The organism is Kitasatospora sp. NPDC057518, assembly GCF_042802075.1.
Classification (GTDB): Bacteria; Actinomycetota; Actinomycetes; order Streptomycetales; family Streptomycetaceae; genus Kitasatospora.
In genome coordinates this window covers 1-12,981 of record NZ_JBHVEU010000252.1, presented here as the reverse complement: position 1 = coordinate 12,981, position 12,981 = coordinate 1, and the positions used below count along the sequence as shown (strand labels likewise).

Genomic DNA, 12,981 nt, shown 5'->3' with positions numbered 1-12,981 from the left:
GCACGACCCCAGGGAGCGAGACGACATGGAATTCGTAGTTCTTCCGGACAGCGCGGCCGGCGTCGAGGCGGCCGCGCGGCTGCGGGCGACACACCGGATCGACCACGCGTCGGGGCGGCCCTGGATCGTGGGCGACTGGCAGCAGGACGAGATGACGGTGCTCCATGCCGGTCCACGGCGCCTGGCGCTCCTGGGACGCACCCGGCTCGACGAGCAGGCCACCACGGCCGCACTCGGGCGGATGCGCTCCCTCCACGACATCGACGCCGTCGCGTCCCGCCTGCCGGGCCTCGTCCACCTGATGGCCTCGATGGACGGCAAGGTCCGAGTGCAGGGCTCGGTCTCCGGTGTGCGCCAGGTCTTCACCGCCGTGGTGGACGGGGTGACCGTGGCGGCCGGCGCCGTGGGGCCGCTGCTGCGCCTCACCGGCGCGGGCCTCGACGAGACGCTGCTGGCCGCCCGCCTCCTGGCACCCGGCGGAGCGCCGTGGCCGCTGTCCCTGCGCCCGGTCCGCCGGGGTGTCGACGCGCTCGCCACCGGGCACTGGCTCGAACTGGACGCGGCCGGTCGGTCGCGGCAGATCCGCTGGTGGAACCTGCCGGAGGCCCGCCTCCCGCTCGCGGAGGGCGCGCGGGCCGTGCGCACCGCGCTGTCCGAGGCGGTCGCCACCCGGATCCGTCCGGACCGGACGATCAGCGCCGACCTGTCCGGCGGCCTGGACTCGACCTCGCTCTGCTTCCTCGCCGACGCGGCCGGCGCCGACCTGGTCACGTACCACGTCATGCCGATCGACGGCGCCAACGAGGACACCGCCTGGGCGCGCAAGGCCGCCGCCATGCTCCCGTCGGCCCGGCACCACATGCTCTCCTCGGACCGCGCCGAGAACCTGCTCGACGTCGGCTACACCGCCGACTACGCGGACCTGGCCCCGGAAGGGCCGTCGACCTGGGCCTCCGGGCTCGCACACATCCGGGACCTGGCGACACGGGCCACCGGCGAGGGCGCGACCCTGCACCTGACGGGCTTCGGAGGGGACGAGCTGTTCGGAAGGATGCCCGCCTGCGCCTGGTCGCTGGCCCGTGCCCAGCCGGTCAACGGCCTGAAGCTGCTCAATCGCTACCGGCTCGCCAACCGCTGGTCCCTGGGCGGGACCGTGCGGGCGCTCACGGACCGGTCGACGTTCGCCCAGAGCCTCGCCCGGGTCGCCGCCCGGATCAGCGACCCGCCCTCGCCGCTCGACGAGCCCGACTTCGGCTGGGTGTTCGCGCCCCGCCTGCCGGCCTGGGCCACGCCGGACGCCGCGGCGGCCGTCCGGAAGCTGCTCACCGACGCCGCTCGGGAGACCCCCGAGCCGCTCGACGCGGACCGGGCCCGGCACCAGGCGCTCGCCTCGATCGCCTTCGAGGGCAAGACGGTCCGTCAGGTCAACACCGTCGTCGCCGCAAGCGGCATCGTCTGGGACGCCCCCTTCCTCGACGACCGCGTCCTGGAGGCGGCGATGTCCACCCGGATCGACGAGCGACTGGCGACCGGGCGGTTCAAGCCGCTGCTGATCGACGCAGTCCGGGGTCTCGTGCCCGCGGACATCCTCGACCGCCGCGACAAGGGCGAGTTCAGCGCCGAGGCGTTCCGGGGCATTGCCCGCAACCGGGCCCGGCTCCTGGAACTCTGCGAGGACTCGCAGCTCGCCCGGCTCGGCCTCATCGACCCGGCGAAGTTCCGGTCCGCGGTGCTCAACCCCGGGCCGATGGCCCATCACATCCAGCCGATCGAGACCACCGTGGCCTGCGAGAGCTGGCTCAGGACGCACCTTCGGCCCCACCTCCAGGACACGGGAGAACGCAGATGAAGCTGAGCCTTGCCCGCGACGTCACCCTCACCCCGATCGAGACCGGGGCGGTACTGCTCGACGGACGCCGGGGTCGCTACTGGCAGTTGAACGCGACCGGCTCCGCCATCCTGCGCAAGCTGCTCGACGGGGACTCCCCCGACACGCTCGCCGTACTCATGTCCGAGGCCGCCCCCGTGAGCCGGGACCAGGCCCACCAGGACGTGATGGACCTCGTCGACGGACTGAGCGCGGCCAACCTCGTGGAGGTCTCGCGGTGACCACCCCCGCCGTCGCGGAACAGGCCCCGCGACTTCCGCTGCACCGCCAGATCGCGCCCAGGTGCGCGGCCGGCGCGGCCCGGCTGCTGGTCAGGCTGCCTCCGGCCCGGCTCCAGCGGGTGCTGCGCGTGATCAGCCGGGGCACCCGGCCCGCCGGGTACGCCGAGACGGCGCGGGCCAGACGGTCGGTCGTCTCGGTCAGCACGCGCTGCGCCGGCCTCGGCTGCCTCCAACGGTCCGTCGCCACCGTCCTGTTGTGCAGGGCCCGGGGCAGATGGGCGGACTGGTGCACGGGGTTCCGCACCCAGCCCTTCGCCGCCCACGCCTGGGTCGAGATCGACGGACGGCCGGTGGACGAACCGGGTGAGATGGGCGTGTTCCAGACCGTGCTGGCCGTGCGCCGCCCCGAGAGGAGGAACCTCCGATGACGGCGATCCGGGCCGAGGGCCTCTACGCCTACTACGGTACGAACGCGGCCGTCAACGGCCTCGACCTGACCGTCCCCGACGGCGCGACGTTCGGCTTCCTGGGGCCCAACGGCGCCGGCAAGACGACCACGATCAGCATGCTGACCACGCTCCTCAAGCCCACGGCGGGCCGGGCGGAGGTGGCCGGTGTCGACGTGGTGAGCCGGCCCGCCGAGGTGCGCCGCCGGATCGGCATCGTCTTCCAGGAGTCGACGCTCGACCAGGACCTCACCGCGGCCGAGAACCTCCGCTTCCAGGCCGACCTGTGCGGGCTCGGCCGTCGCGAGGCACGCGGAATGATCGCCGAGATGCTCGACATGATGGAACTGTCCGGACGCAGCAACGTCCCCGTGGGGCAGTTCTCCACCGGTCTGCGCCGCCGCCTGGAGATCGCCCGGGGCCTGCTCGGCTCCCCCAGGGTCCTCTTCCTCGACGAGCCGACCACCGGCCTCGACGCGCAGACCCGCGCGGCCGTCTGGGAGTACCTGGGCAGGCGGCGCCAGGAGCAGGGCATCACCGTCTTCTTCACCACGCACCAGCTGGAGGAGGCGGAGCACTGCGACCGGATCGCGATCTTCGACAAGGGCAAGGTCGTCACCGAGGGGTCGCCCGCGGAACTGAAGTCCATCATCGGGTCCGACCTCGTCGTGCTGCGCACCGAGGACGACACGCTCGCGGCGGAACAGCTCTCCGAGCGCTTCGGCCTGACGACGGAGCCCGCGCCCGACGGACTGCGCCTGAGGGTCCCCCACGGCCCCACCCTGGTGCCGCGGCTGTGCGCCGGACTCGGGGTGACCGTGCTCTCGGTGACCACCACCTCGCCGACCCTGGACGACGTCTTCCTGCACCACACCGGGTCCGAGATCCGGGAGAGCGGGACGAAGACCCGCACACTCAGCGATATCGGGGAGGGAATGCGATGAGCGGTCTGGACACCGTACTGGACGCTCCCGCCGGGAAGGCGGCCCCAGCCGGCCCGACCGCCGGCCGCCGGGGATTCGCCCTCAGGCCGTACGCGCTGCTCTGGCGGCGGGAGATGACGCGACTGCGGCACAACCCGGTGCGCCTGATCATGGGTCTGGTGACGCCGCTGCTGTTCCTCGTCGTCCTGGGCACCGGCCTCGACGCGGCGTCCTCCAGCCTCGGCAAGGCCCAGCTGAACGACTACCGGGCCTTCCTGTTCCCCGGCACGCTGATCATGTCTGTCCAGGCGCCGGCGGTCGCCGTGGGCATCTCGCTCGTGTGGGACCGCAAGCTCGGCATGCTCCGGCAGATGCTCGTCTCGCCGTTCCCGCGCTCCAGCATCGTGCTCGGCCTCGCGTTCGGCGGGGCCACCACGGGCGCGGTCTACGGCCTCATGCTCCTGTCGGTCGGAGGCATCGCGAGCATCCGGTACACGCCGATGCTGCTGGTCGTCCTGCTGGAGACGCTGCTCGTCTCGCTGATGTTCACCTCGATCGGGCTGCTCGCCGCGGTCACGATCCGACAGGTCGAGACGTTCCAGATCGTGGTGAACCTGAGCCTGATGCCGCTGATGTTCTTCTCCGGCGCGATGTTCCCGCCGAACGGGCTGCCGGGCTGGCTCGACACCGTGGTCAAACTGAACCCCCTCACCTACGGCGTCGACGCGGTCCGCCGGACCCTGCCCGGGCCCGACATCCTCACCTCGGAGCAGACCCGGCTGATGCTCGGGCACTGGCACCCGCCCGTGGTCGCGGAACTCGGGCTGCTGGTGGCGATCACCGCCGCCGCGCTCGGCGTGGCCACCCACCGGTTCGCGCGGTCGCGGTGAGCGGGACCGTGAACGGAACCGGAGTGCACCCGGCGCGTGCCGTACGGGCATGGGAGTGGACGGGGACCGCGGCCCGGCTCCTGCTGGCGGCGGTCCTCGGCTACGCGGGCCTACTGAAGGTCCAGGACCTCACGGAGGCCGGCCGCACGGTCGTCCTGTACCGGATCCTGCCCGATGACACCGCCCAACTCGTCGGCGGCGTCCTGCCGTTCATCGAGGTCTCGCTCGCCGTGCTGCTGCTCGCGGGGCTGGCGACCAGGGTGGTGGCGGCCGGCGCGGCCGTGCTGATGGTGGTGTACATCGCGGCCATCACCTCGGTCTGGGCCCGGGGACTGTCCATCGACTGCGGCTGCTTCAGCAGCGGAGGCACCGTGACGGACGGAGCCGTGCGCGGCTATGTCATCGACATCGCGCGCGACCTGGTCCTGCTCGCCGCGGCCGTCCTCCTGATCCGGAATCCGCGAACCCGCTACGCGCTGGACCCCTGGGTCCTGGACACGAAGGAGCGATAGGCCATGCAGGCAACGGACGCCATGGTGCGGGAGATGGTGCGGAAACGGCACCGCCGGCGGCGCACCCTGCTGGTGTCGCTCCTGGCCGCGGTCGTGGTGGTCGGGGCCGCGCTGGTGGGCGTCGGCCTCGTCCGGGCGAGCAACACCATGCCGGACAAGGTGCCGGGCACCGTCCCCGCCCAGGCGACGGACGACAAGGCGGGGCTGCTCGCCTCCAGGGGCAAGGTGCGCGTCGACCTCTACCTCGACTACCTCTGCCCCGAGTGCCGCAACACGGAGAAGGCGCTGGCCGGCGAGCTGAAGACCCTCCAGGCGAGCGGCGACGTGAGCGTCGTCTACCACCCGGTCACCTTCCTCGACAACCGCAGCAGCCCCGCGGGCTACTCGACCCGGGCGGCCTCCGCCGCGGCCTGCGCCGTCGAGCAGGGCAGGTTCGAGGAGTACACCGCGGTGCTGTTCGACCGGCAGCCCGCCGAACGCGGGCCGGGCCTGAGCGAGGCCCAGCTGATCGCGGCCGGGCAGGATGCCGGGATCACCGGCGCCGCCTTCGAGGAGTGCGTCCGGGCCGGCACGTACACGCCCTGGGTGCGGTACGTCTCCGACGTCGCCGCGTCCCGCAAGGTCGCGCTGACCCCGACCGTCACGGTGAACGGCAAACGCGTCGAGGTCACCGGGGCTGACGCGGTCGCCACCCTCACCCGCGCGGTGACGGAGGCCCGCGGATGACCCGGCTGACCGTGGCGCTCTCCGGGGACTGCATGGCGACCCGGGGAGCGCTGATCAGCTCCGAACCGGCCGCCGCCGGGCTGCGCGAGACCCTGCGCGCAGCGGACTTCGCCTTCACCAACCTGGAGGTCGTCCCCGCCACCGGACGCGGGCACCCGGTGCACAACGCGGCGGGCGGCGGCTGCCTGGTCGCGGACCAGGGCGTGGTCGACGAGGTCGCGGCGGCCGGCTTCACGGTGCTCGGCTGCGCCAACAACCACGCGCTGGACCTGGGCACGGACGGACTGCTCGGCACCGTGGACCTGTTGCGCGCGAAGGGCGTCCCGTTTGCCGGGATCGGCGCCGACCTCGCCGCCGCCCGCCGGCCGGTCTACGTCGACCGTCCCGCCGGCAGCCTGGCCGTGATCTCATGCAGCTCCACGTTCCTGCCCGGGCAGGAGGCGGCCGCCCCGTCACCGGACCTGCCGGGCCGGCCCGGGCTGAGCCCGCTGCGGCACAGCGCGACGCTGCGGGTGACGCCGGCGCAGATGGACGTCCTGCGCGGGATCGACGGCGATACGGGGCTGCGGGACCGGCGGGCCGAGGCGCGCACCCTGCTCGGCTTCGATCCCGCCATGCCCTCGCCCGGCCGGCTCAACCTGTTCGGCACCCGCTTCGAGACCGCGGACGCGCCGGGCTTCACCACCCGGTGCGATCCGGCGGACCTCGACGGGATCTCCCGGTGGGTGGCCGAGGCCCGGCGCCGCGCGGACCTCGTCCTGGTCAGCGTGCACTCCCACGAGCCCGGACTGACGCCGGAGACACCCGGCGAGTTCCTCCGCGAGTTCGCCCACCGGATGATCGACGAGGGCGCCGACATCGTGGTCGGGCACGGCCCGCACCACCTGCGCGGAGTGGAGCTCCACCGGGGGAAGCCGATCTTCTACAGCCTGGGGAACATCGTCAGCCAGATCGAACTCGCCGACCGGGTGCCGGCCGAGGACTACGCGAAGGTCTCCGCCGGTGAGCAGCTCACCCCGGGCCGGTACTTCGACGAACTCGGCGGCCACGGCCGCCGGATGTTCGCCCCGCATCGCCGGTACTGGCAGTCGCTCGTGCCGGTGCTCACCTTCGACGACGGCGTCCTGGTGGGCGCCCGCCTCCACCCGGTCGACCTGGGCTTCGGCCGGCCGGTCCACCACCGGGGCCGCCCCCGGCTGGCGGACTCCGTCGTCGCCGGGGAGATCCTCGCCGACGTCGTCCGGCTCGCGGAGCCCTACGGCACCGGGGTGACGGTCGGGGAGGCCGGGACGGGCGAGCTGGTGCTCGACGGATCGTGACGGGCGCGGCCGGCCGGGGTCCTTCAGCCCCGGCCGGACCGCCCTCAACAGGCCGTATGCTCAACGGCAGTTGAGGGGACGGAACAGGCGCTGCTGCTAGAATCGCGGACTTCGAGGGCTCGATGAGCAGTTTGCGGGGAATGCGGGATGGCCGAGGCGGTCCGGGTGCTGATCGCGGACGATCAGGCGCTGTTGCGCGGGAGCTTCCGCGTCCTCGTCGACTCGACACCGGGGATGGAGACCGTCGGCGAGGCCGGTGACGGCGCCCGGGCGGTGGAACTCGCCCGGGAGCTCAGGCCCGACGTCGTCCTGATGGACCTGCGGATGCCCGTCATGGACGGCATCGCGGCCACCCGGGAGATCTGCTCCGACGAGACCATGGCCGGCGTACGGGTGCTGGCCCTGACGATGTTCGACATGGACGAGTACGTCTACCCGGCCCTCCAGGCGGGCGCGAGCGGATTCATGCTGAAGGACGCCTCGCCCTCGGACCTGGTCGCCGGCATTCGCGTCATCGCCACCGGCGAGGCCGTCCTGGCGCCCACGGTCACACGCCGCCTGATCGAGACCGTCTCCCGCACCCGGCCGACGGCGCGGCCGGCTCCGCGGCTCGTCGGGCTCACCAGGCGGGAGCAGGAGGTGCTCGTGCTGATCGCGAACGGGCTGTCGAACGCCGAGATCGCCCAGCGGCTGGTGATCAGCCTGCCCACCGTGAAGACGCATGTGAGCAGCCTTCTGGCCAAGCTGAACGTCCGGGACCGGGCCCAACTGGTCATCATCGCCTACGAGAGCGGTCTCGCCGAGCCGGGCATGCCCGCCTGACGCCTGCCCGAGGCCGTACCCGGGCGTGGCGGAGCCGCCGTGGTGAGGAGGGGCCCGGGGGCCTCTTCCACGGCGGCTCAGCTGTTGTGGTCGCGGTCGGTGTCAGCCCGTCGGTTTCCGGCACTGGTCGGTGCCGCCGGGGCGGGTGGGGGTTACCAGTTCGCCCAGGGGAGGTTCCAGCCGCCCAGGCCGTTGTCGGGGGCGACGGTCTTCTCCTTGGTGTTCACGATCGTGACGACGTCGCCGATCAGCGAGCTGTTGAAGAACGCCCCCGCGCTGGAGGTGTCGCTGCCGCCCTCGGTGTCCTTGAGCGCGACGCAGCCGTGGCTGGTGTTCGCCTTGCCGAAGGGGTCGCCCTCGTACCAGTAGTTGCCGTGGAGGTAGGTGCCGCTCCTGGTCAGCCGCATCGCGTGCGGGACGGCGGGGATGTCGTACTCGTTGCCGAGGCCGACGGTCTGGGAGTTCATGTGGGTGACCTTCTCCTTGGACATGATCACCATGGTGCCGCCCCACGACGGGTGCTTCGCGTCGCCGAGCGTGGCGGGCACGGTGGTGCTCTTGCCGTCCCGGACGACCGTCATCTGGTGCGTGGCGGCGTCCGCGGTGGAGACCTGGGAGCGGCCGATGCTGAACGGCTCGTCCTTGTCGACGTCGCCCCACACGCCCGGGGCGACCTCGACGTTCTTCAGCCGGTAGTGGATGGTCACTTTGGTGCCCGGCTTCCAGTAGTCGGCCGGGCGGAAGTCCAGCCGGTTGTCGTCGAACCAGTGGCCCTTCACCTCGGTGCCGTTGTCCGTCTCGAAGGTGATCGCCTTGGCGACGGCGTCCTTGTTCACGACCTTCGTGCTGAAGTCCACCTTGACGATCATGCCCACGCCGTACGTCTGGCCGTCGCCGATGTTGTCGTTGGTGGACACCTGCTTCTCGGGCGTGAGCGTGGTGAAGGCGGAGGTGGACGCGGCCACCAGGCCGTCGGCGTCCGCGGCCTGGGCGTTCACCGTGTACGCCGTGCCGGGGGTGAGCGCGGCGGCGGGCTTCCAGCCGGTGCCGTCCGGGGTGATCGAGCCCTGGACGGGCTTGCCGTCCTTGTCGGTCACGTCGACGGTGGTGAGCCTGCCCTTGGAGACGGACACCCGCAGGGCGTTCGGCGCGACGCCGCGGGCGCCGTCCTTCGGCTCGACGTCCAGCACGGCGGCGGACGTCTTCGAGGTGGTCGTGTTCGCGTTCCCGTCCCCGGTGGCGCCGGGGGCGGTGGTGGCGGAGGCGCCCGCCGGGCCGGCCGCTTCACCGCCCTTGCCCTGCTCGTCACCGCAGGCCGCGGTCATCAGCAGGACCCCGCCCATCGTCAGTGCCACCGCGCCGCGGTTGAAACGGTCGGTGGTGCGTATGGCGGAACGGGCCGCCCGAACAGTGCTCACAGGTGCTCCTTCTCGGTGTTGGTCGCCAGCTTGTCCGGCCGCTCGTCCCGGCCACAACGGTGAGCCGGCGATCAGGGACCCGGGGACGCCCGTACCTGCTCTGAGCTGGGAAGACGTAAGCTTCCTGGGACGCGTTCGCGGGATGGCGGAACCGTGGGACGGCGTGCCGCGTGCTTGTCTGCCGGAGCCCGCGCCACACCCGTCGGGGGACGTGACGGTGCCGAGCCCGACTGCCGGGGGCGGGTGAAGGAACAGTGCCGAAGGGAATCGGGAAGTTGAGGGAGACGGACGAGGTCGCCCGGCTGCTGCAGGAGCTGAAGAGCCGGTCGGGGCTCAGTTACGGAGCGCTGGCGAAGCGGCTGCACCTGAGCACGTCGGCCCTGCACCGCTACTGCAACGGCGATGTGATGCCGACGGAGTTCGCCCCGCTGGACCACTTCTCGCGGGTGTGCGAGGCGACGCCGCAGGAACGTGTCGAGCTGTACCGGCTGTGGGTCGTCGTCCGTGCGACGCGTGGGAACAGGCCGACCGTCGCCCCTGAGTCGGTGGCACCCGCACCGCCCGCGACCCCGGCACCGGCGGCGGCCCCGGCACCGGAGCCCGTCCCGGACCGCGCCCCCGCGGTGCCGCCCCGGCGGCGCACCCGCCGCCGGGGCGTCCTCGCCGCGGTGACGGCCATCGCGCTGCTGGTCGCCGTCGGGGTCGTCGTCACCGGCCTGAGGCTCCGTCCGGACGGGGAGACCGACCCGGCCCGGGCCGCCGACGCCGGGTCGTCCACCGGATCCCCGGCCCCGTCCCTGTCCCCGCAGCTGTCCGCGGCCGCCGTCGCCGCCGCCGTCGCCGCTGCCGGGGCGAGCCCGCCCGGGGCGACCGGCGGGGCGGACCCGAGCACCAGCGCACCGATCAGCGTCGCCGTCCACCCGTCCGGCTGGGACGCCAAGTGCGACCAGTACGTCGTCAACCGCCCGCCGTCCGAGGTCCCCCGACCGCCCGCCGTGCCGGAGGCGGCGGGCTGGGCCTCCCAGGTCGGCGCGGTGCCGGGCCACTCCCGGTCGGTCAAGCTCACCGTGCAGGGCACCGGCTGGGACACCGTGCTGCTGACGGGTCTCAACGTCCGGGTCACCCGGGTCGCGGCCCCGCTCGCCTGGAACGCCTACTCCATGGGCGAGGGCTGCGCCGGCGGGGTCGGCGCCCGCTCCTACCGCATCGACCTGGACGCGGCCCGCCCCGTCCCGGTCGTGGCCGACGGCAGCGGCAGCCTGCCGGTGGTCGTGACCCAGAGCGAACCGGCGGTCATCGAGGTCACCGCCGAGACCACCACCCACGACGTCAGCTGGTACCTGGAACTGGAGTGGACCAGCGGCAACCGGAAGGGGATGCTGCCCGTCGACCTCGGCCACGGCACCCCGTTCCGCACCAGCGCGGTGAAGGACCGGCCGCTGTACGCCTACCCGGCGGGCGGGCAGGCCTGGGAGCAGGCCCCGGCCCGGCAGTAACGGCGCCGGCGCCGGGGGCGGGAACGCGATCAGGACCGGGGCCCCGGGGTACGGCCCCGGCCAGGACCAGGGGCCCGGTCCGGGATCGGTCCCGGGAGCCTGCCCGGGGCCGGGGGCCGCTGGGAGGATCGACCGGGGACGCCGGAGCGCTCCCCGGGCCGCGGGCCGCCGCGAGGGGACGGCTCACGGGCGGCGGTCTCGGTGGACCGGCGAGGCCCGGGGCGGCCGACCGGCCGTAGAGAGGAGCGCCACAGCATGTCGACGCACCACGGGCCACTGCTGCCACTGCCACTGCCACTGCCACTTCGGCCGTCGCCGGAGCAGAGCGGCGCCGGCCTGCCCTGGACGGCCGGTGACGCGCTGGTGGCCGCCGGGGTGGCTGTCCTGGACCTCCTCGGCTACACGATCGGCGGCTCGGACGGAAGACCGCCGATCGCCGGGACCGCGCTGGTCCTGCTGGTACTGGCGGCCGTGCCGCTGCTCACCAGGCGCCGCCACCCGCTGGCGTCGCTGGCGGGGGTGCTGGTCCTCGGCCTGGCGCTGAACCTGAGTGTGTCGATGCCGCCGCACTTCACCGGCACGCTCTGCGTCGCGCTGTTCGCCGTGGCCCGGTCCCGCGGTGTCGCGGTGGCCGTGCCGGCCGGCCTCGTGGCGGCCGCCGTACCGCTGGTGGGCCGGGGGTATCCGCTGCCGCCCGCGGTGGGGGACGTGGCGGGCAACGTGGTCGCCGCGGCGCTGGTCGTCGTCACGGCCGAGGGGCTGACGTGGTGGCAGCGCGAGGTGGAGGTCAGGCGAAGGCTGCTGGCCGACCGCGCGGTGGCGCAGGAACGGCGGCGCATCGCGCGGGAGCTGCACGACATCGTCGCCCACCACATCACCACCATGCAGCTGATGGCCGCCGGTGCCAGGGCCAACCTCGGCGGTGACGCCGAGGTGGTGCGCGAGGCCCTGGTCACCTTGGAGGGCTCCGGCCGGATGGCGCTGCGCGAGATGCGCCACCTGCTCGACGTGCTGCGGGCCGACGACGAGCCGGACGGGTCGGACCGGGCGCCGGGCAAGGCTCCGGGCGGGGCGTCGGGTGAGGCGCCGTCCGCGCCGCAACCCGGGGTCGGGCAGCTCGGACGGCTCGTCGAGGAGTCCCGCAGGGCCGGCCTGCCCACCGACTTCGCCGTCCTGGGGGAGGAGCGCCCGCTGCCGCCGAGCGCCGGCCTGGCGGTGTTCCGGATCGTCCAGGAGGCCCTCACCAACACCCGCAAGCACGCCGGCCGGGCCGCCCGGGCGAGGGTCCGGCTGACCTACCACCCGGACCGGGTCACCGTCGAGGTGTCCGACAACGGCACCGCCGCGCCGCTCGACTCCCCGGTGGACGCCCCGGCGGGGGCGGGCGGTCTGCCCGGACCGCGGGTCGGCCGCACCGGGTACGGTCTGATGGGCATGCGCGAGCGCGTCGCGCTGCAGGGCGGCAGCATGGTGGCCGGGGGCATCGACGGTGGTGGCTTCCGGGTGGTGGCCAGTCTGCCGGTGGCGCCGGCGGACGGAGAGGAACGGCTCGGATGACGGGAACCACGGAACGGATCAGGGTGCTGATCGCGGACGACCAGCCGCTGGTGCGGCGAGGCCTGGCGCTGATCCTGGCCCCCGACCCGGCGTTCGAGGTGGTGGCCGAGGCGGACAACGGGCAGCGGGCGGTGGACCTCGCGCACCAGCACCGGCCCGACGTCGTGGTGATGGACATCCGGATGCCGGTCCTCGACGGGGTCCAGGCGACCGAGCGGCTCTCCCAGGAGCTGCCCGCGTGCCGGGTCCTGGCGTTGAGCACCTTCGACATGGACGAGTACGTGGTCGCCGCCCTGCGCGCCGGCGCCTCCGGGTTCCTGCCCAAGGACGTCTCCCCGGAGGAGCTTTCGGCGGCCGTGCGGACGGTGCACGGCGGGGAGGCGGTGGTGGCGCCGCGCCTGCTCACCCGGCTGATCTCCACCTACGTCACCTCGCCCCGCCTGCCGCGGCCGCCGGTGTCGGCGCCGGTGCCGGTCTCCGCTCCGGGTGAACTGACGCCCCGTGAGATCGAGGTGTGGCACCTGCTGGCCACCGGCCTCGACAACGCCGAGATCGCCTCGGCGATGGGCATCAGCGTCTCCACGGTCAAGAACTACATCACCAGCGTCTTCGCCAAGCTGAGTGTTCGCGACCGTGCCCAGGCGGTGATCGCGGCCTACGAGTCCGGTCTGGTCGAGGCCCGGTCCGCGAACCCGGCCGGCTGAAGCGGGTCGGACCAGGCGGAAGCGAGCCGGGTCGGGCCGGCCCCCGGCGTGGGCAGGGG

The 12,981-nt window shown here is 73.4% G+C and carries 13 protein-coding genes; 12 read left to right on the top strand and 1 reads right to left on the bottom strand.

The window, feature by feature from the left end:
- Window positions 1-25: 25 nt before the first annotated feature.
- The 9 genes from ACFU7Z_RS24420 to ACFU7Z_RS24380 all read left to right on the top strand — a co-directional run bounded on the left by ACFU7Z_RS24420 (window position 26) and on the right by ACFU7Z_RS24380 (window position 7,747).
- On the top strand, window positions 26-1,849 hold the full coding sequence (locus ACFU7Z_RS24420; RefSeq protein ID WP_380779608.1) for a lasso peptide isopeptide bond-forming cyclase: 1,824 nt from the start codon (window positions 26-28) through the stop codon (window positions 1,847-1,849).
- A complete protein-coding gene (locus ACFU7Z_RS24415; RefSeq protein WP_074004733.1) occupies window positions 1,846-2,109 on the top strand; it encodes a lasso peptide biosynthesis PqqD family chaperone in 264 nt (87 codons plus the stop codon). The genes ACFU7Z_RS24420 and ACFU7Z_RS24415 overlap by 4 nt, the downstream gene beginning before the upstream one ends.
- Window positions 2,106-2,537, top strand: a complete 432-nt coding sequence (locus ACFU7Z_RS24410; protein ID WP_074004734.1) for a lasso peptide biosynthesis B2 protein — start codon at window positions 2,106-2,108, stop codon at window positions 2,535-2,537. Before ACFU7Z_RS24415 ends, ACFU7Z_RS24410 begins: the two co-directional genes overlap by 4 nt.
- Window positions 2,534-3,499 carry an ATP-binding cassette domain-containing protein gene (locus tag ACFU7Z_RS24405; RefSeq protein ID WP_074004735.1) on the top strand — a complete coding sequence of 322 codons (966 nt, stop codon included), beginning with the start codon at window positions 2,534-2,536 and terminating at the stop codon, window positions 3,497-3,499. The genes ACFU7Z_RS24410 and ACFU7Z_RS24405 overlap by 4 nt, the downstream gene beginning before the upstream one ends.
- Window positions 3,496-4,368, top strand: coding sequence for an ABC transporter permease (locus tag ACFU7Z_RS24400; protein WP_074004736.1), 873 nt, complete (start codon window positions 3,496-3,498; stop codon window positions 4,366-4,368). Before ACFU7Z_RS24405 ends, ACFU7Z_RS24400 begins: the two co-directional genes overlap by 4 nt.
- 8 nt (window positions 4,369-4,376) lie before the next feature.
- The gene (locus tag ACFU7Z_RS24395; RefSeq protein WP_074004787.1) at window positions 4,377-4,880 is read left to right on the top strand and encodes a MauE/DoxX family redox-associated membrane protein; all 504 of its coding nucleotides are present in this window, start codon (window positions 4,377-4,379) and stop codon (window positions 4,878-4,880) included.
- A 3-nt stretch (window positions 4,881-4,883) separates the two neighbouring features.
- Entirely contained in the window at window positions 4,884-5,606 is a 723-nt protein-coding gene (locus ACFU7Z_RS24390) for a thioredoxin domain-containing protein (RefSeq protein WP_074004737.1), read from the top strand.
- Window positions 5,603-6,925 carry a lasso peptide C-terminal Trp epimerase gene (mslH, locus tag ACFU7Z_RS24385; protein ID WP_074004738.1) on the top strand — a complete coding sequence of 441 codons (1,323 nt, stop codon included), beginning with the start codon at window positions 5,603-5,605 and terminating at the stop codon, window positions 6,923-6,925. Before ACFU7Z_RS24390 ends, mslH begins: the two co-directional genes overlap by 4 nt.
- Before the next feature lie 147 nt (window positions 6,926-7,072).
- Entirely contained in the window at window positions 7,073-7,747 is a 675-nt protein-coding gene (locus ACFU7Z_RS24380; RefSeq protein ID WP_049649020.1) for a response regulator transcription factor, read from the top strand.
- A gap of 152 nt (window positions 7,748-7,899) precedes the next feature.
- On the opposite strand, the gene ACFU7Z_RS24375 is transcribed toward ACFU7Z_RS24380, so the two are convergent.
- On the bottom strand, window positions 7,900-9,165 hold the full coding sequence (locus ACFU7Z_RS24375; protein ID WP_380779606.1) for an Ig-like domain-containing protein: 1,266 nt from the start codon (window positions 9,163-9,165) through the stop codon (window positions 7,900-7,902).
- 275 nt (window positions 9,166-9,440) lie between these two features.
- Between ACFU7Z_RS24375 and ACFU7Z_RS24370 the strand changes: the two genes are divergently transcribed.
- From ACFU7Z_RS24370 to ACFU7Z_RS24360, 3 genes are all read left to right on the top strand, one after another.
- Window positions 9,441-10,661: a helix-turn-helix domain-containing protein gene (locus tag ACFU7Z_RS24370; RefSeq protein ID WP_380779604.1), complete on the top strand. Its 1,221-nt coding sequence runs from the start codon at window positions 9,441-9,443 to the stop codon at window positions 10,659-10,661.
- 255 nt (window positions 10,662-10,916) lie between these two features.
- On the top strand, window positions 10,917-12,218 hold the full coding sequence (locus tag ACFU7Z_RS24365) for a sensor histidine kinase (protein WP_380779602.1): 1,302 nt from the start codon (window positions 10,917-10,919) through the stop codon (window positions 12,216-12,218).
- Entirely contained in the window at window positions 12,215-12,922 is a 708-nt protein-coding gene (locus tag ACFU7Z_RS24360; RefSeq protein WP_380779599.1) for a response regulator, read from the top strand. Before ACFU7Z_RS24365 ends, ACFU7Z_RS24360 begins: the two co-directional genes overlap by 4 nt.
- Window positions 12,923-12,981: the final 59 nt, after the last annotated feature.

What these genes read in the sequence shown, in the direction of transcription:
- ACFU7Z_RS24360 (WP_380779599.1), top strand. Translation starts at nt 12,215, where the DNA reads ATGACGGGAACCACGGAACGGATCAGGGTGCTGATCGCGGACGACCAG.
- ACFU7Z_RS24365 (WP_380779602.1), top strand. Translation starts at nt 10,917, where the DNA reads ATGTCGACGCACCACGGGCCACTGCTGCCACTGCCACTGCCACTGCCA.
- ACFU7Z_RS24400 (WP_074004736.1), top strand. Translation starts at nt 3,496, where the DNA reads ATGAGCGGTCTGGACACCGTACTGGACGCTCCCGCCGGGAAGGCGGCC.
- ACFU7Z_RS24420 (WP_380779608.1), top strand. Translation starts at nt 26, where the DNA reads ATGGAATTCGTAGTTCTTCCGGACAGCGCGGCCGGCGTCGAGGCGGCC.
- mslH (WP_074004738.1), top strand. Translation starts at nt 5,603, where the DNA reads ATGACCCGGCTGACCGTGGCGCTCTCCGGGGACTGCATGGCGACCCGG.
- ACFU7Z_RS24405 (WP_074004735.1), top strand. Translation starts at nt 2,534, where the DNA reads ATGACGGCGATCCGGGCCGAGGGCCTCTACGCCTACTACGGTACGAAC.
- ACFU7Z_RS24415 (WP_074004733.1), top strand. Translation starts at nt 1,846, where the DNA reads ATGAAGCTGAGCCTTGCCCGCGACGTCACCCTCACCCCGATCGAGACC.
- ACFU7Z_RS24380 (WP_049649020.1), top strand. Translation starts at nt 7,073, where the DNA reads ATGGCCGAGGCGGTCCGGGTGCTGATCGCGGACGATCAGGCGCTGTTG.
- ACFU7Z_RS24390 (WP_074004737.1), top strand. Translation starts at nt 4,884, where the DNA reads ATGCAGGCAACGGACGCCATGGTGCGGGAGATGGTGCGGAAACGGCAC.